Annotated in this window: 13 protein-coding genes and 1 pseudogene; 13 read left to right on the top strand and 1 reads right to left on the bottom strand. The window is 46.3% G+C overall.

The features are described from left to right. The first annotated feature begins 96 nt into the window (after positions 1-96). The 9 genes and pseudogenes from MHH28_RS29620 to MHH28_RS29660 all read left to right on the top strand — a co-directional run. Positions 97-2,280, top strand: coding sequence for an alpha-galactosidase (locus tag MHH28_RS29620; RefSeq protein ID WP_405108583.1), 2,184 nt, complete (start codon positions 97-99; stop codon positions 2,278-2,280). Between the two features lie 101 nt (positions 2,281-2,381). Beyond that, the gene (locus tag MHH28_RS29625; RefSeq protein WP_405108586.1) at positions 2,382-4,166 is read left to right on the top strand and encodes a sensor histidine kinase; all 1,785 of its coding nucleotides are present in this window, start codon (positions 2,382-2,384) and stop codon (positions 4,164-4,166) included. Continuing rightward, positions 4,159-5,703, top strand: a complete 1,545-nt coding sequence (locus MHH28_RS29630) for a response regulator (protein WP_405108589.1) — start codon at positions 4,159-4,161, stop codon at positions 5,701-5,703. Before MHH28_RS29625 ends, MHH28_RS29630 begins: the two co-directional genes overlap by 8 nt. Positions 5,704-5,788: 85 nt before the next feature. Next, positions 5,789-6,745 (top strand): ABC transporter permease, encoded by a 957-nt coding sequence (locus MHH28_RS29635; RefSeq protein ID WP_405108592.1) that lies wholly within the window; start codon positions 5,789-5,791, stop codon positions 6,743-6,745. A gap of 78 nt (positions 6,746-6,823) precedes the next feature. Beyond that, positions 6,824-7,660, top strand: a complete 837-nt coding sequence (locus MHH28_RS29640) for a carbohydrate ABC transporter permease (protein WP_405108595.1) — start codon at positions 6,824-6,826, stop codon at positions 7,658-7,660. A gap of 49 nt (positions 7,661-7,709) precedes the next feature. Further along, the gene (locus MHH28_RS29645; protein ID WP_405108598.1) at positions 7,710-9,413 is read left to right on the top strand and encodes an ABC transporter substrate-binding protein; all 1,704 of its coding nucleotides are present in this window, start codon (positions 7,710-7,712) and stop codon (positions 9,411-9,413) included. A 173-nt stretch (positions 9,414-9,586) separates the two neighbouring features. Next, positions 9,587-13,132, top strand: coding sequence for a glycosyl hydrolase (locus MHH28_RS29650; RefSeq protein WP_405108601.1), 3,546 nt, complete (start codon positions 9,587-9,589; stop codon positions 13,130-13,132). An 82-nt stretch (positions 13,133-13,214) separates the two neighbouring features. Beyond that, positions 13,215-14,189, top strand: a complete 975-nt coding sequence (locus MHH28_RS29655) for a glycosyl hydrolase (RefSeq protein WP_405108604.1) — start codon at positions 13,215-13,217, stop codon at positions 14,187-14,189. Between the two features lie 130 nt (positions 14,190-14,319). Then, a pseudogene (locus tag MHH28_RS29660) lies at positions 14,320-14,457 on the top strand (sigma factor-like helix-turn-helix DNA-binding protein); the annotation flags it as partial. A 30-nt stretch (positions 14,458-14,487) separates the two neighbouring features. Here MHH28_RS29660 and MHH28_RS29665 read toward each other — a convergent pair. Then, a complete protein-coding gene (locus MHH28_RS29665; RefSeq protein ID WP_405108607.1) occupies positions 14,488-15,351 on the bottom strand; it encodes a helix-turn-helix domain-containing protein in 864 nt (287 codons plus the stop codon). Positions 15,352-15,490: 139 nt separating this feature from the next. Here MHH28_RS29665 and MHH28_RS29670 point away from each other — a divergent pair, with 139 nt between their 5' ends. The 4 genes from MHH28_RS29670 (at position 15,491) to MHH28_RS29685 (ending at position 23,791) form a co-directional block, all read left to right on the top strand. After that, a complete protein-coding gene (locus MHH28_RS29670; protein WP_405108609.1) occupies positions 15,491-18,574 on the top strand; it encodes a glycoside hydrolase family 2 TIM barrel-domain containing protein in 3,084 nt (1,027 codons plus the stop codon). 218 nt (positions 18,575-18,792) lie between these two features. After that, positions 18,793-20,589, top strand: coding sequence for a sensor histidine kinase (locus MHH28_RS29675; protein ID WP_405117312.1), 1,797 nt, complete (start codon positions 18,793-18,795; stop codon positions 20,587-20,589). 39 nt (positions 20,590-20,628) lie between these two features. Further along, positions 20,629-22,236, top strand: coding sequence for a response regulator (locus MHH28_RS29680; RefSeq protein ID WP_405108612.1), 1,608 nt, complete (start codon positions 20,629-20,631; stop codon positions 22,234-22,236). A 367-nt stretch (positions 22,237-22,603) separates the two neighbouring features. Continuing rightward, positions 22,604-23,791, top strand: coding sequence for an ABC transporter substrate-binding protein (locus MHH28_RS29685; protein ID WP_405108615.1), 1,188 nt, complete (start codon positions 22,604-22,606; stop codon positions 23,789-23,791). The last annotated feature ends 3 nt before the right edge of the window (positions 23,792-23,794 follow it).

The raw sequence follows: 23,794 nt of genomic DNA on the forward strand, positions 1-23,794 counted from the left end.
TATCCTTTTAGGGGCAAGCACCATTAAGTTAAAGGGTAATCAAGTATTACACCATGAATATATAGAGTGTGCTTATCAGAAGAGGGGAGTTTGGTCATGGGCATCATCGTTCAAGAACAAGCAGGACTGTTTCATCTGCAGTCATTGGGTATGAGTTATATCATTCAAATTATAGACGGGTACCCGGTACATATCTATTGGGGAAGCCAAATGAATCACCGGGAGCCTATGTCCGATATGCTTATCCATACCCCGGATACAGCCGGATTAGACCGCTTGCCGCAAGAATACCCGCAATACGGAAGCGGAGACTTCCGCAATCCGGCGTATCAGGTTGAGCTTGTAGATGGAACACGTATTACAGAATTAACATACACGGGTTATCGGGTGACTAAGGGGAAGCCGTCTCTGACCGGTCTTCCGGCCGTATATACCGAAGATAAGGCTGAGGCGGAGACGCTAGAGTTGGAATTGACCGATGCGTATTCAAGTCTTAAAGTAACATTGTATTACAGTATCTTCGCGGACCGGAATGTGATCGTTCGCTCGGCCCATTTCTGCAATACAGGCGGACAGAAGTTACGGCTTCGCCGTGCCTTGAGTGCAAGCGTCGACTTTCCAGGCCAACGGGATTTAGAGATGATGTATCTTTCCGGCGCCTGGGCCAGGGAAGGAAATATTACCCGTAAACCGCTTCATCAAGGAGAGACCCGGATCGACAGTAAAAGAGGCATGAGCAGCCACCAATTTAATCCTTTTGCCGCTTTGGTCACTCCCGAAACGACGGAAGGTCAAGGTGAAGCTTTCGGATTCAGTCTTGTTTATAGCGGCGGCTTTGAGGCGGATGCCGAAGTTGATTCCTTTGGCTCTATCCGGTTCAGTATTGGCATCAATTCCTTTGATTTCGCATGGCTGCTTAGTCCCGGTGAAAGCTTTCAGACACCGGAAACGGTCATGGTCTATTCTGGAGAAGGACTGGGGGAGATGTCGCGGACGTATCATCGTCTGTATCGCACCCGGCTATGCCGGGGAAAACACCGGGATGAAGAACGTCCTGTTCTAGTCAATAACTGGGAGGCTACCTATTTTGACTTTAATGCGGACAAGCTGGTATCCATAGCGGAAGAAGGGGCGAAGCTGGGTGTCGAGCTGTTTGTGCTGGATGACGGCTGGTTCGGTAAACGGGATTCAGACAATTCCTCCTTGGGAGACTGGTTCGAGGATCGCCGGAAGCTTCCCGGCGGATTGGCCGATGTTGCAAAACGTATTAACGGACTGGGACTAAAGTTCGGGCTCTGGGTTGAACCGGAGATGATCTCTCCGGATAGCGAGCTATACCGCAAGCATCCGGACTGGTGCCTTCATGTCCCGGGACGCAGACGCAGCGAAGCCAGATGGCAGCTGGTTCTGGATTACACCCGCCAAGAGGTGCGCGATTATATTTTTGACTCGCTTTCCGCTATATTTTCGGGTGTTCCTGTTTCTTATGTGAAGTGGGACATGAACCGGTGCCTGACGGAGATCGGTTCTGCAGAATTGCCGCCGGAACGGCAAGCAGAAACCGCCCACCGCTATGTTCTTGGTTTGTATGAGCTGTTAGAACGTATTACACAGGCGTTTCCGGATATTCTTTTCGAGAGCTGCTCCAGCGGAGGAGGCCGCTTCGATCCGGGTATGCTCTACTACATGCCGCAAACCTGGACTAGTGACAATACGGACGCGGCGGAACGGCTGAAGATTCAATTCGGCACCAGTCTGGTTTATCCCGTAAGCGCAATCGGGGCTCATGTATCGGCCGTACCGAACCATCAGGTTGGAAGAATAACTCCGCTTGAATTTAGAGGCAATGTTGCTATGTCCGGAAATTTTGGATACGAATTGGATTTGACGAAATTCACTGACGAAGACAAGGAAACGGTCCGGCGCCAGATCGTTACCTACAAAGAAGTTCGCGGCTTAGTACAAAAAGGGGATTTGTACCGTCTAAAAAGTCCTTTTGAAGGAAATCAGTCAGCTTGGATGTTTGTATCCGAGGACAAGAAGGAAGCCTTGGTCTACTATTTCCAAGTTACAGCAGTGCCGAACGCACCCCGGAGTTATCTGCAGCTGGCCGGTCTTCAACCCGAATTCGGATATGAAGTTCTGCCGGAATACAGCGGTTCTAGGTCAATTTATGGGGGAGACCGACTGATGAAGTTGGGACTGCCCCTGTCCTATCAACAGAAGGACTATGAAAGCGGCTGGTTCAGAGTCCGGGCTACAGATATGCTGAGGGATTGACTGCAATTCATTCATCATAATTTCGAATAATGACTGCCCCTTTCCTATATGAGAAGGGGCATTTTGCGTGAAGCGGCCTATGCGGCCCGGGAGGATGAGCGATGTTTTTTTTCCGCATGATGAACGATATGAAAATGAAAAAGAAATTGGCCCTTACCTTTATCTCTGCCGCCGTACTTCCTTTGGTGTTATCCGGTCTGTTCTTAACCGGGAAGCTTCGGGAGATTGTCATCAAAAATGCCTTGACCCAAATTTCTAACAATGTGGAGCGTGTTCAAAAACGGACGGAAGAGCTGCTTAAGGTGCCGCTGGATATTTCTTACCGGCTGACGGTTGATAACAGGATGAAAAAAGTAGCCACTCAAAAATACGAGAATTACGCTGATGTTATTCAAGCCTACCGGGAGTATACGGATATCAGGGACTATATTCAACTGTACAAGGAGATATCCGGCATTCGTGTGTACGTCGGGAATCCGAAGGCGCTCAATAACTGGGAGTTCATTCAACCGGATGAGAGGATTATGGCAAAAACCTGGTATAAAGAAGCCATAGAACAAAAAGGGCTTGCAGGTTGGAATCTGATCAGAGACGAACAAAGCGGATCAGAACAGCTCAGCCTGATCCGCTCGTTTTCGGCTGACTCGCTTGGACGTAAGGGCGTTCTGACTATTAACATAGACCAACGGCAATTAAGCTCTATTCTGGATCAGGAATCCTTCACCACGATGATTGTGGATAACAAACACCGGATTGTCGGCTCTAATGAGGCCGGTTATTTGGGGAGGGAATTATCAAAAATGGATGTAGACCAACAGATTCTATCCGGACAAGAGGGAAGTTACGATACGGTAATCAACGGCAGAGACTCTAAAGTAGTTGTTGCCAGCCTGGAACCCGAGAACAGCTGGAACGGGCTTCGCATTATTTCGATTTTCACTTATTCAGACATGATGAGGGATGCCAACCGGGTCATTCGCCTTGGGGCCATTGTAATAGCGGCTAGCCTGATTTTTGCAGTGGTGCTTATCTATGCTTTTGCATCTCTGTTATCGGGGAGGCTTCTTCGTTTAAGCAAGCATATGTCCAAGGTAGGGTCTGGCTCATGGGAGGCTTACCTCCATATTGATGGTAAAGATGAAGTGGGACTCTTGTCCAAGCAGTTTAATTCGCTTATTAGAAGTGTACATGAACTGGTTCAGGAGGTTCAGGAAACGAATAATCAAAAGATTCTGGTAGAGCAGAGACAGAATGAGATGCGATTCAAGATGCTGGCGAGTCAGATCAATCCACACTTTCTTTTTAATTCTTTGGAGTCGATCCGCATGGAGGCTCATATACGCAAGCAGGATGATCTCGCGGAAGCGGTATGGCTTCTCAGTACGCTTCTGCGCAGAAGTCTGGAGGCCGGTAACGGAAGTATTCCTCTTTGCCAGGAGCTTGAGCGAGTACGCTGTTATCTTGATATGCAGAAGTTCCGGTATGAAGACCGCTTGGAATATCACTTAGTGTCCGATCCTGATTTGGATACCATGCCAGTCCCTCCGTTAATGATCCAACCGTTGGTGGAGAACTCCATCATCCATGGTCTGGATAACCGCGAAGAGGGAGTAAAGGTTTGGGTTGAAATAAGCAGGTTCCCGAAGGGGGCCCGGATTAAAGTGAGTGACAATGGAGCAGGCATCCTACCGGAACGGCTTGAGAGTATCCGGGCGGAGCTTACCGAATCCATACATGAGCAGGAGAGCGAGAGGATTGGCATTCGAAACGTGAACGACCGGCTTGTGCTGCTGTACGGCAGGACGAGTGCCCTGAACATTGAGAGCACGCCCGGACAAGGCACTGTCATTACATTTTATATTCCTGGAGGTGTAGCTGTTGATTAAGGTCGTTATCGTGGACGATGAGCCAAAACTCAGGCAAGGCCTGCAGACGCTAATTCCATGGGGCAGCCTGGGTTATACCGTTGTGGCTGCCGCAGGCAACGGCAGAGAAGCCTTAAAGATCATTAAGAAGGAAGCTCCGGAAGTCGTTGTAGCAGATATCCGGATGCCCGTTATGGATGGTTTGCAGCTCATTGAGCATTTAAGAGCCGCTGGTCATAACACGCAATGTATTATTTTGAGCGGATATGCGGATTTTGAGTATGCCAAGCAAGCAATTAAATACGGTGTGGCCGGATACCTGCTTAAACCGGTGAATATCGGTGAAATGTCAGCTACTTTACAACTTGTGAGGGAACGGATTGAAGAGGAAGAACGTAAGCGGACAAGTCTTCAGACAGAGACGCCCGACCGGGACTTATACCTGCATCGTCTGCTGGTCCCTCAGGTGAAGCCGGGAGAAACGATAAGGCTTGGTATAGGACAAAGTGATCTATTATGGAGCAGCTACGAAGTCGTGGTTATTGTTCCGCGTGTTCCGGAAGCGGAACTGCCGGATGCGTTGAACCGACTGGCGACAGGGCTTAAGGCCCTGGCAGAGGAGCGGAACATGGGGGCTGTAACCGTCATATCTCCCCATGTGGTGCTTCTGCTCAATGCGCCGCTACGCGGATCGCAGCGGCGCGACAACCTGTACGGCGAGATCCGTAATATTGCTGCCGGAATCCCGTTTATTGCGGCAACCGGGGGGGCTGTCACCGAAGCCGGACGTATCTGCAATGCTTATTCGAAAGCCAGAGAAGCAGCGAAGCTGTCTTTTTTCAGTGATAGAGAGGGTCTCCTGAAGCCGGATTATCCTCCTGTCTGCCCGCAGGTATCTGCCGGTTTAACAGAAGGAAGCAATGAAGAGTATATGAGGGATTTAATCCTCCGCCTGTATTATTGTCTGAATGTAGGGAATAAGGCCATGGTAACGCAGCTGCTAAATGAGGCGGCAGCGATGTATTGCGGGCAGCAGCAAGATGAGAATCACGTTAAACAAGCCTTCTTCTTTCTTTGCAATGGAATCATTCATAAGCTTGCCGCCGCTTCCCGTTTAGAAGGGAGAGAGTCGGAGAAGGTCTCACATTTCTTGAACGGAATCTATCATCATGACCGATTACAACAGCTAATAGAAGAGATCCGCCGCTTTCTTCTGGATTTCGTGGAAGAATCTGATACACAGGGCAAAGAGCATGAATTCAAGAGAATGCTCGACTTTATTCATAAGCATTATGCGGAAGACTTGAAATTATCTACATTGGCCGGCTTGCTGAACTATAGCACCCCTTATTTGGGTCAGTTGTTCAGAATGAAGACCGGAGAGTATTTTAACACCTATCTGGACAAAGTCCGTATCCGCAAATCCAAAGAACTGCTGGCCCAAGGAATGAAAGTGTATGAGGTGGCAGAGCAAGTAGGTTACACGAACGTAAATTATTTTTTCAGCAAATTTAAAAAATATGTAGGCCGATCGCCGTCGGACTATAAGAATCCATAATTTCTAGATGATTTTTCCCGAAATCATTGGTATAGGAACCCCCTCCTCTCTAATTTATGATAGTGATGAAGAGAGGGGAGGAAGTATGAAAACAATAACGTTGAATACGGAAAACGTATACACAAAAAGAAAAAAGAGTGTTTGGAGGGAGTTAGGAAATCAGAAGTATCTTTACTACATGTCAGTACCTTTTGTACTTTGGGTGTTTGTGTTCCAGTACTTGCCTTTGTGGGGCTGGACGATGGCCTTCCAAAAATATAGACCCGGAGTGAGTTTTTTTGAACAAAAGTGGGTGGGCTTTGAGCACTTTCGTACCTTGTTCAAGGATGACCATTTTTATCAGGTGCTGCGCAATACGCTGGCTATGAGCTTTATGGGGCTGATCGCCGGTTTTATCGTGCCGGTCGTTTTTGCACTGCTCCTTAATGAGGTTCGTGTTCAGGCATTGAAGAGGTTCGTCCAGACCGTTTCCTATCTTCCGCATTTTGTTTCCTGGGTAGTCGCTGCAGGGATTGTTACCAAAATGCTTTCAACGGACGGCGGAATTGTAAACGATATCCTTCTTGGCCTGAACCTTATTGATCAACCGATTCAGTTTATGGCACAGGGAAACTTATTCTGGGGAATCGTGACCGGTTCAGATATATGGAAGGAAACAGGATGGAACGCCATTATATACCTTGCTGCCATTTCTGGGATTGGCCCGGAATTATACGAAGCGGCCAGGGTGGACGGCGCGAGCCGTCTCCGGCAAATGTGGCATATTACGTTGCCTGGCATCCGGCCGACCATCATCGTTCTTTTAATTATGTCGATTGGCCATTTACTGGGTACGGGGTTTGAAAAGCAGTTTCTGCTGGGAAATCACCTCGTTATTGATTACTCTGAAGTGCTGGATTTGTATGCGCTTAATTATGGTTTGGCTATGGGCAGATACTCCTTCGGAACGGCAATCAACATTTTCAACTCGGTGATAAGCCTGATTCTATTGTTTGCTGCCAATGGTATATTTAAGCGGTTTACTAACGAAAGCATCATGTAGAGAGAGGAGGGGATTCCAATCAGACACCGTTCGAAAGCACCACAGGACCGGATACTGGCATTCGTAGTTTATCTGTCCATGATTGTGGTAACCGTACTTACGATATATCCATTCTTAAACGTACTGGCCATTTCGCTTAACCATTCAGTAGATACCGTCCGGGGTGGGATTACCATCTGGCCGCGGGAGTTCACTCTGGATAACTATAGTCTGATTTTCACTTATGGAAGTTTAATAACCGGATTTAAAATATCTGTACTGCGGACGCTTATTGGTACTATAGCAGGTCTGATCAGCGGTTCAATGCTTGCTTACACACTTGCGCGAAATGATTTTCAGGCGAGGAGATTTATATCCATCTTTCTGGCGGTTACCATGTACATCTCCGGCGGTCTGATTCCGGGTTTTATCCTGATGAGAGATTTGAACCTGATCGGTACCTTTGCGGTGTACATTCTGCCGGGACTTGTAAGCGCCTTTAATGTCTTCGTGATCCGTTCCTTCATTGATGGATTGCCGTATGCGCTGCAGGAGTCAGCGAAGCTGGACGGAGCTAACGACTTTACGATTTACTGGCGTGTTATTTTGCCGCTGTGTAAGCCTGCCTTGGCTACTGTAGCCCTTTTTCTCGCGGTAGGACAATGGAACTCCTGGTTCGACACGTATTTGTTCAACGGGTCGGACGAAGCTTTGACAACGCTGCAGTATGAGTTAATGAAAATTCTGCAAAGCACAACCACAAGTGCAACGAATTCCCAGGACGCGGCGAATATGGCTGAGCGGATGTCACAAATTTCGCCGGAATCCGTCAAAATGGCCATCACAATTGTCGTCACTGTGCCCATTCTTATCGTCTATCCCTTCCTGCAAAAGTATTTTGTCAAAGGAATGACGCTTGGAGCTGTTAAGAGTTAGATTGTTCTTATACCAATAGCATTTATCCATTATCTAGGGGGTTAGCTTCATGAAGCCAGATAAAAAAGGACTGATACTGTCTTCCGTACTTGCGCTGACTTTAGCGACAACACTTGCGGGTTGCGGAGGAACTAACGGCTCCATTACCGGAGAGGACAGTAACAAGGAAGGTGCTTCCGGTTCTGATTTAAAGCCCGTCACGCTTACTTATTTTTCCGAGGACAGCAGTACCAACTGGAATAACATGCGGGATGAAGTAGGTAAGGTTATTGCCGAAAAAACCGGTGTGACACTGGATGCCGAGTTTGCCGTGGGTGATCCGGTTCAAAAAATGTCGCTGATTGCGGCAACAGGAAATTATCCTGATTTGATCGCCGCAAAGGCGGATGTCGGCAAGCTTGTTGACGCCGGAGCTGTGCTCGATTTAACGGAATTAATCGACAAGCATGCCCCTCATATCAAAAAAATGCTTGGTGATAAGCTAGTCCGGACCAAGTACAGCTTAGATGACCAGGCAATCTATGCGGTCCCAACCTGGTCCTCCGTAGATGAGAAGAAGTTTAAAGCCGACGGAGGCTTTGAACTGCAGCACCGTGTTGTCAAAGAAGCCGGTTATCCTAAAATACGTACGGTAAAGGATTACGAAAAAGTTATCCAGGCGTATATCACCAAGCATCCGAAGGACGAAAACGGTAATAAAAATATCGGTCTTTCTCTGAACGGAGACGACTGGCATATGTACCAGGTTACCAATTCGGGATTTCAGACGACCGGAGGGCCGGATGACGGGGAATATTTCATTGATCAGGAAACCCATCAGGCAACGTATCATTTCCGCCGTCCGGAAGAAAAAGAGTATTTCCGCTGGTTGAATCACATGAACGATATCGGTCTGCTCGATCCGGAGAGCTTTGTGCAGAAGACCGACCAGTTCAAGGCGAAAGTCGCTTCCGGCCGGGTTCTTGGTTTGGCTGATCCGGAATGGGATTATGGAGATGCCCAAAATGCGCTAAAAGCTGCCGGGAAGTTGGATCAAACCTATGGTCATTATCCGGTCACGATGAGTGAGGAATACAAGGATACCAGCTTCTGGCCGGCAGGCTTTGACGGAGGATATGGTATTTCGATCTCAAGCAAGTGCAAGGACCCGGTTCGCGCTATTCAGTTCCTTGATTACCTTGCTTCGGAAGAAGGCCAAATCCTGAACAACTGGGGGATAGAAGGGAAACATTACACGGTCGAAAATGGTAAACGGATGGTTATTCCGGCTGTACAGGAACGCATGGATAACGACAACGCAGCCTTCCAAAAAGAATCTGGAGTAGGGCTCTACTGGAATATGATGGTCCATTATGGAGACGGTATTAAAGACTCAACCGGAAATTACTTTACCCGCAGTTACCCGGAGCAGCTGACCGCCAGTTACAGTGCACCGGAAAAGGAAACCTTGAAAGCTTACGGCGCCGATCATTGGAAAGATCTTTTCCCGTCAGAAGATGAATTTAAGCCCAGAGCTTATGGTGCGGCTTACACAATGTCACTCGCCAGCGACGATCCTGCTGTGATCCTGGGAGCCAAGATGAAGGATATCACCTGGAAGAGAATCCCTGAAGCCATTATGTCCAAGCCGGAAGAGTTCGATCGAATTTGGGATGCCTATATGGCAGATCTGGATAAGGCAGGAGTTAAGGACATGGAAGAAGCTTATACCATGCATATTCAAAACCGTATCAAGCTGTGGTCTACTAAGTAAATTGTGGATTAAGCGGGTTCGTTTCCGGCATGACAAGAGGGGAAACGAGCCCGTTGTTCTATAGAAAGAACTCATTAGACACAAACGAGTGGAGAGAGAAATCACAATTTTAATGTAAGCGGTTAACATTGTGGAAAAACCGTGCTGCAATTAATCTTCCGGGAGGAAAGCTGATGCGGTTAAACATCATAAGAAATCTGGTAGGCTCATTGTGTTGGATGATGTTGTTTTCTTTAGTAACAATAAACCTGGGGGTAGGCAATTCAGGGGCTGCTGCTGCTTCTAATATGATGGAGGAACGGCTGAATTATGAAGGGCCAACGAGTGTCATCAAAGCCACTTATGCGGATGCAGTGTTGAACGGTTACGGCATCGAAAAACGAGGTCCTGTCTATGAGGATCAAGACCGGCTTTACGACGGTGACGGCTATATTTCGTTCTTTTTCGCGGAGAATGCTTCTTCGGCGGAGGAGGCCGGAAATGCAACCTTTAAGGTGAACGCTACAGAGGCCGGATTATACAAGCTAAGCATAGGCTACTATATCCCCGAGGGCTACGGCGGAAAGGCAACCGGTATACAGGTTAACGGGACCGGCGCTGGAGAACTTATGCTGGATGCACCTGCGGCAGGAACTGTCAGGGCTGAGAAGATGGTCAGCAAAGTCCTGCTTAACGCTGGAGAAAATACAATTAAGGTTACACGGGGCTGGGGCTTTTACGGGATCGAGTTCATCCTGCTTGAACCGGCCAATGCCCAAGCGGCTGGAAACTTGCTTGAAGCAGAGGACGGTATGATGAGCGGCAGTGTATCCATAGGAGCCGAAGGGTCGGGATATTCGGGAGAAGGATACGCCGCCTTTCAGCAATCCGGATCACTGACTCTGAATTATAAAGCCCCTTCTGCCGGGATGTTTGATTTTCACATAGGGTATAGCTCGCCCAATGGCGAGAAGAAGACCAGTATTGTGTTGAACGGGAATGTCTCGGAAATTACCTTGCCAGAGACCGCCAGCTTTAAGGAGATTCCTGCAGGAAAAGCATGGATGAATAAAGGCGATAATGTCATTGAATTCCTGGCCAACTGGGGCTGGTATAATATCGACTATATTAAGCTTACGGCTGCAGCTACGGCTGAACGGCCTGAAGTTTCATCCACTCTGATTAATCCAAATGCAACTCCGGAAACCCGTGCGCTCATGAACTATTTGGATAACCAGTATGGTCAGAAAGTAATCTCGGGACAGCAAACGCTGGAGGATGCAGAATGGATCTTCCAGCAAACCGGGAAATATCCGGCGATACTTGCAACCGATGTAATGGACTACTCCCCCTCCCGTGCCGAGAAGGGGGCTACTTCAACCGAAGTTGAGAAAATGTTCGCTTGGCACAAGCGCGGCGGAATTGTATCGCTCTGCTGGCACTGGAACGCGCCGAAGGGGATTGGAGGAGAAGAGGCGGGGCATGAATGGTATAAAGGATTCTATACGGACTATACGACCTTTGATGTAGAGTATGCGCTCAACCATCCCGATTCCGAGGATTATCAGTTGCTTCTCCGTGATATTGATGCCATTGCGTTCCAGTTGAAACGGCTGCAGGATGCAGGAGTACCCCTGTTGTGGAGGCCGCTTCATGAGGCGGAGGGAGGTTGGTTCTGGTGGGGAGCAAAAGGGCCGGAACCGGCTAAACAGCTATGGAGATTGATGTATGACCGGATGACTAACCATCACCATTTGAATAACCTCATTTGGGTGTGGAACTCTGAGAAGACGGAGTGGTATCCGGGCGATGATATCGTGGATATTGCCAGTATTGATATTTATAACCCTGGAGGAGACTACAATCCCAGCATCGCAAAGTACGAAAGTCTGGTTTCACTGGTGAACAGCAGAAAGGTAATCGGACTGGCAGAAAACGGACCTATCCCTGATCCGGAAATGCTGCAGGCTTACAATGCACACTGGAGCTTTTTCACTACATGGACCGGCAGCTTTATTAAGGATGGAACTACGAACTCACCTGAACATTTAAAGAAGGTTTATACGCACGACTATGTTGTCACTCTTGACGAGCTTCCGGCTGATCTATATGCCTCACAAAAGTATGAGGCGGAGAAGGGAGAACTGTCCGGCCTGAAAGTAATGGATGAAGCGGACAGTTACTCCGGCGGCGGATATATTTCAGGCGCGGATGCCGAAGGCGGACAGCTAAGGATTAAGGCTGACGTGGCAGCCGGTGCTTATAACCTTACCATTCGTTACAAAACGGGCAATGGGCAAAAGAAGAACAGTATTTCTATTAACAATAACAAGGCGGTTGAATATACATTTGAGGGTACAGCAGAGTGGACCGACATGATAACCGGACCTTACACCCTGCCAAAAGGAGAGCAAACATTTGAGATCATAACCGGTCAAGGTGGAACGGATATTGATTATATCAAGTTAACGCGTGTTACACCTTCAGCTGAGAACATGACTGATTCTGTTACCGACAGCTCTGGAGGTATTAAAAAGGACGGGAACACAGCCAAGGCCCAAACACAGCATATCGAGGTGGAGGGCTCAGAGCTCATTTTCGTGCTGAGACAACAGATTAACAACTCAGCGGAGTCGCAGGTGTTCGTGATTAAAGCAGATAAAAGCGAGGCAAAAGAGATCAGGATCCCGGCATCGGCCCTCAAAGAGGCAGCCGCTATTGCGCCAAATGCGGTAATCCGAATCGAATGGGACACGAATTCTTACCATTTCCCGGTCGCCCTCATCAATATGGATGAAGTTGCGGACCGAATGGGAGTCAAGACTGCTGATATGAAGATCTCGATCCAGATAAGGAAGCTTAACAGCGGACAGGCCGGAGAGAGCATCATGCGGCCTAATGATATAGGAGTCCTCTTGGACCATGAGTGGTTTGAATTTAATGTCCTTGCTTATTCCGGTACACAATCATACGAGATCAATCATTTCGGCAGCCGATATGTATCCCATACGTTCACGATATCCCACCCCTCCGGCAGCGGATTGACAGCTTTGAGAGTGGATCCTCATACAGGAGAACTATCCTTTGTGCCCGCTCTAACTCAATCGGAGAATAACACGACGGTGATAACGATTAAACGTAACGGCAGCGGTATTTATACAATAGGCGAATTGAACCGGACATTTGACGATCTCAGCGGTCACTGGGCCAAGAGGGATATCGAATTCATGGCGAACCATTTGCTTGTTCATGGGATCGATGACCGTTACTTTGCCCCGGACCAGTTAATGACACGGGCTGAATTTACTGTGTTAATGGCAAGAGCGCTGGGTCTCAGTGCTTCTTCCCGGTCCACCGTTGAATTCTCCGATGTTTCTTTACACAAGTGGTATGCCGGGCCAATAGCGGCTGCCAGTGAGGCAGGTCTAGTCACTGGATATTCGGACGGTACATTCCGGCCGGACGCTTGGATTACGCGTGAGCAAATGGCAGTTCTCATTGTTCGTGCTGTAATGTTCACAGGGAACTCCATCGAAGTAGCGAAGGATGCCCCTGCACCCTTTCCTGATACTGCTTCCGTTAGCCATTGGGCCAAGGACAGTGTGGATAAGGCATTGAGCTCAGGACTTGTACAAGGGGTTAATCCTGATCAGTTTGCAGCCAAAGATTGGGCAGACCGCGCACAAGCTGCTGTCATGGTAAAGCGTCTGCTGATTTACTTGAACTTTATAAATGCCTAATTAATCGAATTCGGACACACGGCTGGATTGCTGCAAAAGGGCGGTTCCAGTCGTGTGAACTTAAATGAATGGAGTCCAGACAATGAATGAAACGATTCATGCAGCACCTTGCAATTCAAATGCGATTGATGAGGTGAAAAACGTACTAAGCTATTTAAGAGAACTGCCCGGCAAAGGGATTTTAACAGGCCAGCATACTCAAACCACCGTACAGAAAGAACTGAAATATATTGAAGAGGTGACCGGAAAGCTGCCGGCTCTTTGCGGATTTGAACTGCTTGCTTATTCCCCTAATATTAACTATGAGGATGCCGGCGAGGCTTGCTTGATAGAGGTGGAGGAAAATAAAAATACGCTGGATAATGCCTGGGATTGGGTGTTAAATAAACACGGTCTGATTACTTTTACCTGGCACTGGTTCTCACCCTTCGGCAGCCGGGATAAAGGCTTTTACACCGAACACACCACATTTGACGCGTCCCAGGCAGTGTTGGAAGGAACGGAAGAACACGCCAGGCTCATAGCGGACATGGACCATATGGCGGAACTGCTCAAGCCGTTCTGTGAGAAACGGATCCCCATTTTATGGCGTCCTTTTCACGAATCGGAGGGAGAGTGGTTTTGGTGGGGGGCTAAAGGCCCTGAGGTGGCCAAACAGCTGTACCGTATGATGTATCTGCGGTATACACATCATCATCGCTTGAACAATCTGATATGGGTTTGGAATTCACCGCTGCCCGAAGGGTATGTAGGCGACGATGTCTGTGATGTCATCTCTTTGGATACCTATCCGCCAAAACACACTCACACAGACTTGGAGGACGAGTATAACCGGCTTGTAAAAATCACCCCTGCGAACAAGCTGACCGCGCTTGGAGAGATTGGCGTTCTTCCGAGTATCCCGCGCCTGTCGGAGACGCATATTCCATGGGTATGGTATATGACATGGTCCAACGAGTTCGGGGCGACTGAAGAATGGACGACTAAAGAGGAGCTTCGGCATGCTTATGGGCATCCCTATTCCGTTACGTTGGATATGCTGCCGCGGCTGTATTAGGAAAACGGAGGTGACTGACATCATGTGTCCACAACCTCAAGAAATTCGGGCAACACCGGTGAAGACATGGAAGACCTGATCTCCATCGGCACGATCGGATTGATTAAGGCCATCTAGAGCTACCGCCCGCGAAGAGCGGACGCAGCGGGAGATCGCTAAGGACCTGGGGATCTCGCGGAGTTATGTGTCGCGGATTGAGAAGCGGGCGCTCATGAAGCTGTATCATGAGTTTTATAAAGTGAAAGGTAAACGCATAATCACAAGGTAATGTCCGTTAACAATAGCGCATTTATAATTTCTAAAGCAACTTGTCTGCGGATGAGTTGCTTTTTGTTTTACGAATATATCGTCCTGGAGATACCCCTTCTGACTTCGTGAATTGTTTGGTGAATGAATAGATATCCCCGTAACCAAGACTAACGGCTACGTGTTTGATGGGAAGTCCGGATAGCAGCATCATTTTTGCCTGTCTCATTAAATGCTCCGTGTGATATCGTTTAGGGGAAATCCCCATAGTATCTTTAAACAATTTTCGGAAGTTCTCGTAGCCCATATTCACGGCAGATGCCACTTCCTGAATATCAAAGTGAATATCATTGGAAACACTAATAAGCTCGCAGGCTTTTGTTATTTTACTTTCATTTTCATTGCTATGAGCATTATGAATGCTACTGTGTAATCTGATAATCAAATCCTGAGACTTCATTAGCAGGGAGGGAAGACTTTCATCTGTTGCACTTTTTAAGGCTTTCAGCAAGGAAACAAAATCAAAGAAAAAATCATTCGTATGCTGTGTCGATTGGACTTCCTTATCGGAATTAATAATTCCAAGTGTCCTTAAGTATGAATAGACAGGATACCCGACACTGATATAAAATTCGATCCACTTCCCATCCGGTTCAATTGCAGTAGAATGCAAACGTTCAGGTAGACGTTGAACAAGATCACCTGCCTGCATAGGAGTAACGGTACCGTCCGTAGAAATAAACGTTCCACTGCCTTGCAATACTACAAAACAGCTGTAATATCCTATCTTAAAATCAAATTGAGAACGCTCTGCTGATCTTTTCCGCATAAATCCGCAAGATAAAATACCCTGATTAAAATCTTTGCCGATACATCGGTAGATCACATCATTTTCATCAATGTCTTCAACATTCATGTATTCACACTCCTACCAAAATGGATAAATGAAATACCATACTCAACATTTAATATAAGGAATTTTCCTTCTATTATAGGGGTATCTACATTGAAAGATCAACCAATTAGAACAATCGATGGGAGTGTTATTGAAGCCAATGAAGCTAAGCAGAGATTGGGAAAATCAACATGTTACTCAAAAAAACCGTTATCCCATGCATGAGCCCTACGGAGTATACGAAACCGTTGAACAGGCTTTAAGCGGAGACCGGAGAAAGTCTAAATATGTGAAGAGCCTGAATGGAATGTGGAAGTTTAAAATGTTTGGGTCTCCCGATGAAGTAACGGATGAATTCTATAGTCCTGAACATGATGTTTCCCAGTGGGATCCTATTCCGGTTCCTTCCCATTGGGAGCTTTCGGGGTATGGAAAACCTGTATACACCAATATGCTGTATCCCTTTGTTCAAAAAGGAGAGGGTTCACATCACGAGATCCAACTCAAGAAGAATGAATACATTTTGAATCCGCCTCATGTGCCGGAGAGTAATCTTACCGGTTGTTACGTCCTAACGTTTGAAGTGGACGAACATTTTTACGAAAGGGATATATTTATCGATTTTGGAGGTGTAGAATCGTGTTTTTATCTATGGTTAAACGGCAAGCTGGTTGGTTATTCTCAGGATAGTAAGCTTAACGCTTCTTTCGATATCACGGATTACATTCAAAAGGGACAAAACCGTATAGCTGTTCAGGTTATGCGGTTTGGAGCCGGTACTTATCTGGAGGATCAGGATTACTGGCATCTCTCGGGGATCTACCGGGATGTTCTCCTTTATGCAAAACCACGTATGCGCATCCATGATTATAAGATCGAAACCCTCTTTTCAGGGAATTACAACAATGCCGAATTAAGCGTAAAGGTTCTACCTAATAATCAAGGGAATCGTTATGGTGAAGCCCATGTGAGGTTGTCCCTGTATGATAGCGATCAGCAATTAGTTACTGAGTTTGAAACGCCAAAGTTTGCGGACTGTGATTTTTACCTGCGAGAGAAATATGTAGCAAAGGTTACGAAAACCATTTCAAATCCTCAATTGTGGAGCGACGAGAACCCTTACCTCTATAAATTGGTGTTAGAAATGATTGATTGTTCTGGAAATGTAGTTGATATTGAGAGCGCGAATGTCGGCTTCCGTGAAGTGAATATCGATCGAAAAGGGGTCCTGAGAATTAATGGGAAGCGTCTCATTATTCGGGGAACCAATCTTCACGCCTTTTGTCCTGAAACAGGACGAGTCGTAACAACAGAATATATGCGTGAGCAAATCAAGGTCATGAAATCGCTGAATATCAATGCGGTAAGAACAAGTCACTATCCCCACGCCATCGAGTGGTATGACCTGTGTGATGAACTAGGCATTTACCTGGTGGATGAAGCCAATATTGAAACACACGGTCTTGGCGGCCAGTTAAGCGCATCCCCCCAATGGACACATGCGTATATGGAACGGGCTACACGGATGGTTCTGAGAGATAAAAATCATCCCTCCATTATTCTCTGGTCTCTGGGTAATGAATCCGGTTATGGAGCGAATCATGCTGCGATGTACGGCTGGATTAAGGAGTATGACAAAACAAGGTATGTGCAGTATGAGTCTCTGAATCCTCCGGCAAATATCTCCGATATTGTGGCGCCTATGTATCCTCAGAAAGATTGGATCTTGGATGTCATGGCTGATAGCGAAGATTTGCGTCCTTTTATTATGTGTGAATATGCGTATGCGAAAAGTAACAGTAACGGAAACTTTAAGGAATTTTGGGATCTCATTCATAAATTCCCGCGGTTTCAAGGAGGATTTATTTGGGATTTTCAGGATAAAGCGCTTGTTAAGCATGATAAGGACGGAAATAAAAAGTATGTCTATGGCGGGGCATTCCATGAAGAAGTTACTGATCCTGCTCCTGATATGTGCTTGAATGGTATTGTTTTCCCAGATCTAACGCTCAAGCCGGCTGCGCATGAAATAAAAAATGTACAATCTCCTATCCAAATGGATTACATGCCTGGGAATAATGGCTATCGAATTTATAATCATTACAGTCATCGGGATTTAAGCCATTTGAATATGACTTGGGAGCTGGTTTGCGATGGCAATGTGATGGAGAGCGGTAGTTTGCCTAAATATCACACAGCACCCGGTTCCGTTGATAAGCTTCAAGCGCCATACGATTCGTCTAAAGTCTCCGGGGAAGCTTTTCTTAATTTCTATGTTTATTTGGACGAGGACACCTTTTATTCTAAGAAGGGAACCTGTATTTATGCATGCCAGATAGAGATTAAGGATTCTGTGAATAAAGTGCATACCGGAGATATAGAAAAGGATAGCTTGAAGTATGATGAAACGGCAAACGAAATTCATATCTATAATGAAAATATAACGGTTCTTTTCTCGAAAGAAACCGCAGAGTTCATCTCTGTAAAATACAATCACAAGAATTATTTCACGGGAGGAACAAATAACTTCTATCGCCCTCCGACAGGAATTGATGCAGGTATTCATCTCGAATCGTCCAATTATGCAGATGAATGGAAAGCTCTCGGGCTCCATTCCAATGAGAAAGAAATCAAGAATATTCGGGTATTTGCAGCACCGGCTTCTGTTATCATTCAAGTTCATTGTATATATCATGGTTGCATTGAAACAAAAACCAATTATACCGTCGGCGGCAAAGGTATAGAAATCACAAATACAGTTGTGAACAATGCCCAGGTCGACACCCTTCCGAGAATTGGGCTAAGCTTTAAGTTCACTGATGCTTGGAAGAAGTTGAAATGGTATGGCCGCGGGCCATGGGAAAACTATGCGGATCGTAAATCTGCCGCATTCGTTGGAATATATGAGAGCACTGTAGAACAGCAGCACGTACCCTATATCTTACCGGTAGAATGCGGTGGTAAGGAGGATGTCCGGTATTTATATTTGTCATCCAAAGAACAAGAAGTGAAAGTATCGGCAGCGGGACATTTCCATTTTGATATTCATGGACACAGTATTGAGCAATATGACAACACCGCCTATGAAGACGAGCTGGGAAATTCAGATTCTGTTTATCTTAATATTGATTACAAACATGCAGGTCTTGGCGGAGATACCGGCTGGACCAAAAATATTCACGAGCCCTATCAAATTAAGAAAGGTGTCTATGTTTATACGGTAACTATAGAAATCATTTCTTAAGAAAAACTAATATGTAGGATAATAGCCTGTAGACTCACATTAGATATTTAAAAAGCGACTTGCCAACAGGGAAGTTGCTTTTTTTGTCAGGTCAAGTAGCTGAATTCATTCTAGAAAAAATATTTTAAAAATTAAGTTTTAACTGATGAGGAGTGCTATTATGACATACAAAGAAATATAGGATATCAATAGGGGAAAAGGAAGGAAGGCAGCGCGTGATGAAAGGGTTCTCGAGGTATATAGGCGGGATTTCGATTAAAAACAAAATATTCATCTCGAATGTATTAATCATTATCGTATTTATTTCAACTCAGTCGTACTTTGCCAACACGATTTCACAGAAGGCCATTATTGAGAAAGAGATCAATAATTCATCCCGGGAGCTTGTGCTTATCAAAAACAACCTTCAAACCTTGGTATCTACAATTGAAGATTATTCAAAAATTCTGGCCAGCGATTATCGTTTGCAGAACGTGCTTTATAACGACTTATTATTAAATAATGAGGAGAATGCGGGCAAGCCGGCTGAGGGTTTAAATAACCTTTCGATGAAAAAAACACTTTCAGAGACGATCAGCAATATTGTGGAGCCTAACACAAGAATCAAAGCGGTAAGCATCCTCACCGCGAATCATCACTGGGTGGACGTCGGGTTTGCTGATAACGCCTATGCTTCACGCATATTCGGTGACGGTTATGGAGCGGAGGATCGTTACTATTTACCCATTTGGACAGGCTTGATGAAATTCGGATTTTTGTATGAAGGGGAAGACAGCGTATTTGCGGTTTCCAAAACGGTCATTCACAAAGATACCGGTAAAACGATTGGCCGAATTTTTTTGTACGTGAAAGAAACGACGATTGCCTCGATTTACGAGGAAGAGGAAAATAAGGGCGGGGAATTTTATATCGTCGATTCCGCCGGCCAAATTATTTCCTCACAGAATAAAGCCAAGTTGTACCGGGATTTCAAGGAAGCCGTCTCCATAAGCATTCCTGAGAATGGTAAAGACACAACCTTTACCCAGGGTAGCGGAAATGAAGAAATGTTGATATTCACCCATCGCTTCGAACCATTGAAATGGACAATTGTAAGCGCTATCCCGATGAAGAATATTTCTTCAGGCCGGAAAGAAATCAATCAACTGATTCTCGGGGTCGGTGCAGCATGTTTGCTGCTGGCATTAATTGTGTCCTTCCTGCTGTCACGGTCGATCACACGGCACATCTTCCAGCTGGCCAAGACAATGAGACAAATCCGGTCCGGACAGATGCAAGTCAGAAGCCCCTATCAATCCAAAGACGAGATCGGGTATTTAAGCGAGGGCTTCAATAACTTAATGGATCGCATAGAGGTGCTTATGGCCGAAAACGTTGAGAAACAAAGGACAAAGGCGGAGATAGAATTCAAATTGCTGCAATCGCAAGTGAAGCCTCATTTTTTGTACAATACGGTTGAAACCATTATTTCGCTCATTAAGCTGGGTTTGGGGAAGCAAGCCATACAGGCAGCCCAATACATGGCGAATTTCTATAAGATCTCGTTAAGCAAAGGTGACGATATCATACCGATAGGTGACGAGATGCGTTTAACGGAAAGCTATTTGGAAATTCAACAGCTGCGTTATGTGGAATATATGGAGTATACGATGGAAATTGACAATGAAATTTTGTCCTATTCCATACCGAAGCTGACCTTGCAGCCCATCGTCGAGAATGCGATCTATCACGGATTGAAGCTCAAACAGGAAAAAGGAATCATACGCATTTCAGGAAAACAAAGCGGAGACCATCTGGAAATTGAAATTTATGATAACGGCGCCGGGATGCACAAGGAGCAGATCAAGGCGATTATGGATGGGACCAGCGTTCCTGATGAAATTAACGGATTTGGGATCAGAAGCGTATCCAACCGGATAAGGATGCTGTACGGGGAAAGATACGGACTGCGGGTTGAAAGCGATTACGGCGTTTATACGAAAATTATAATCGTGCTGCCACTCCGTTATCATTAATCCGCAAAATAAGGAGTGAACAGAATAGGAGGAAAGACCATGTACAAAGTGCTTATCGTCGATGATGAATATTACTTCAGGCAAGCCTTGAAGATTTCGCTGCCATGGAGTGAACTGGGCTTTCAAATTGCGGGGGAAGCCAAAAACGGGGCGGAAGCGCTGGAGCAGATGACCGTGTTAGAGCCTGATGTTGTGCTGGTCGATATGAATATGCCGATTATGGATGGATTGGAGTTCATACACAAAGCCAAGGAGCGCGACCAGACAACTAAATTTCTGGTGTTGTCAGGCCACAGCGAGTTCGTGTATGCCAGACAGGCCGTGCAATTAGGCGTTGTTAATTACGTGCTGAAACCCATCAACGAAGAAGAACTCCAAAGCTCCTTATTAGATATAAAGGAACTTATACGAACGGAGCGTCTGGGCAAGCTTGAATTGGACGATTTAAGAAGGCAGGCGAGCGAAGGCTTGTCTGTCCTGAAGGAGCAAGTGCTGAACGGTTGGCTGCAGGGCAAGGCTATCTCTAGAGCACCTTCCGAATGGGATCGATTAAATGATTTGGGAATAACGCTCGAAGGGCTGCATTATCGGGTGATTGTTGTCGACCTGGATTCAAGCGATGAGAGGAATCTTGAGGAGGGCATGCAGATTCGCCAAGCCAAGTTACTAGAAATCGCTCAAAATGATATGCAAAGTGCCTTTCAATGTGTAGACTGTCACGACCAGGATGCCCGTCTGGTTCTAATCATCGGATCGTCTGACGGCTCCTTCAACAAGCTGGAAACGATTTGCGAACGTATTCGATTAAACGTGCAGGACAATTTGGACTGTACGGTAACGATCGGCTTAGGGAATGGTTACGACAAGTTTGAGTCGGTTTCGGTGTCGTACAAGGAAGCGTTAATCGCCTTGAAGCATCGGTTTGTCTGGGGAGGTAACAAGGTATTCGCACATTCCCAGGTAGCGGAATCCGGGATAAAGGTTGGGTTATTCTCGGTGGACAAAAGAAGCAGCTTGCTGATGCACATGCGAATCGGAAACCAGGCCGAGACGGCAGAATGGCTCTCGAATTTTTTTTATGATACCCGCGTTAAAAATGCAACTATGGAAATGCTGCTTCTCGCCGGAATCGAAATCGTATCCACCTGCCTGGAATTTTTGTCCGAAGCCTCGCAAACCTTTGAAGACGTCTTTCTGAATACGACACAGCCCGATATGATACAACACGTTCAGCGGATGAAAACTTTCAACGAGCTGGAGGACTGGATACGTGTATTAGTTCTAAAGACCATGGATCATGTGCATAGCCGCAAACCCAATAGAGCCGTCAAAGTCATAGAGGCGGTCAAAACGTATATTTCGGGGCACTATGGCAACGATGAATTACGAATCGAGGATATCGCAAGAAGCGTTCATATGAACTATAATCATCTCTGCTTCGTGTTCAAAAAAGAAACAACCTTCACGATCAATGACTACCTGACCGAAATACGGATGACTAAAGCAAAAGAACTTTTTGATCAGGGAGAGAAGATTATTCAAGATGTAGCGAACCGGGTGGGTTATGCGGACGCCAATTATTTCAGTAAATGCTTCAAAAAATATATGGGAATCACGCCCAGCAAATATGTGAATCAAAGCCGGTAGCCTATTCAGACGTTAGAGGGAAAGTGAAAACTTTGCCTTTATCGTCTATTTTTTTGCCGTTAATTTTACTGCTGGCCCGAGAATAATCTCTGTACTAAGTGTGGGAAGATTCGTAAAATGATCACAAGATTGATAACGCTTTCAATATCAATCCGATATCCGCTTCGCTAAATAGGGGAGGTAAACAATGAAAAAGAGGTCGAAGGCAGCAGCTATGTTCCTTATGGCAAGTATTTTTCTGGTTTCATCGGCATGCAGCAGTGGGAATGAACCAAGTTCCAGCCAGTCATCCGACAATCCGTCACCCTCGGCAGTAAGTACGGAGGATAACAAGAATGAAGCGAAGACGGACGGCAAAAAAATCAAGATGAGAGTCATAACGCTTACGACCGACGAGAACCGCAACAACATTATGGACAAATTCATCAAACCGAATATTGCTGCAGCGTTTCCTAATCTTGAAATTGAGTTTGAGCCCGGCGGGGGCGGCGAGGAAATGGCAAACAAATTGAAGACGTTGAATGCTTCCGGGGATATGCCGGACGTATTCTGGAATGATGCCGGCTTCTTTACGCCATTGAAGAGCACAGGCAGCATTCTGGATCTGTCACCTTATATTTCCAAAGACGGTTTCTTGGACAAATACGCGGTGCCTGATGCGTTAAAGCATGTCGATAACGGGATCTACAGCTTGTCTTCCGGAGCGGACACGTATTTTACCCCTGTTATCTTCTATCACAAAGACATGTTCGAGGAAGCGGGGGTTCAAGTGCCAACTACGTTCGACGAGCTGATTCAAATCTCGAAGACGCTCAAGAGCAAGGGCATGGTACCGGCTGTGACTCCGGGCAAGGACGGATGGGGGCCGAAGCTCTTTATGCTGCAGCAAATGATTCAAATCGGTGATCCGCAGGCGATGGCCGACCTTGTCAGCAACAAAACGGACTTCAACAATCCTTCCGTCAAGGAAGGTGCAGCTCGCATCGAAACGCTGGTCAAGGAAGGCGTGTTCCCGGACGGTATTTCCAATTTGGATTACGGTCCGGCGATGGAAATGTTTACGTCCAAAAAGGCGGCTATGTTATGGATGTTTACTTGGGAGCTGCCAAATCTCGCAAAAGACGAAACGGTTGACTTCTTCCCGTTTCCAAGCGCCAGCGATAAATATAGCCCTGCAGAGAACGTACAGTTCTGGGGTTCTCCGCTTAACGGTTATGCGGTCAACGGCAAAACGGAACACCCGGAAGAGGCTGTCAAGCTTGCTGAATTTCTAGCCATGGCGGATGCGTTATACTTTGAATCTCTCGGTGCTCCTATATCTTTACAGACAGGCAACCAGGCAATGGACAGGAGCCCGCTTATGCAGAAGTTCGTTGACTGGTACAATCCGATTCCGAATAAAATCGCGTCATGGGCACTTAATTCGCTAGATTCGAGGACGTCTGCCGAAATGTCTACGCAGGGAGCGAATTTATTAACGGGCGAGTACGCAGCCGAAGATTTTAATGTGGCGATGAACAAGATCTGGAGCGAAAATACGTGGTTTGACAAATAAAAG

Source organism: Paenibacillus sp. FSL K6-1217, from assembly GCF_045040735.1.
Taxonomy (GTDB): domain Bacteria; phylum Bacillota; class Bacilli; order Paenibacillales; family Paenibacillaceae; genus Paenibacillus_AQ.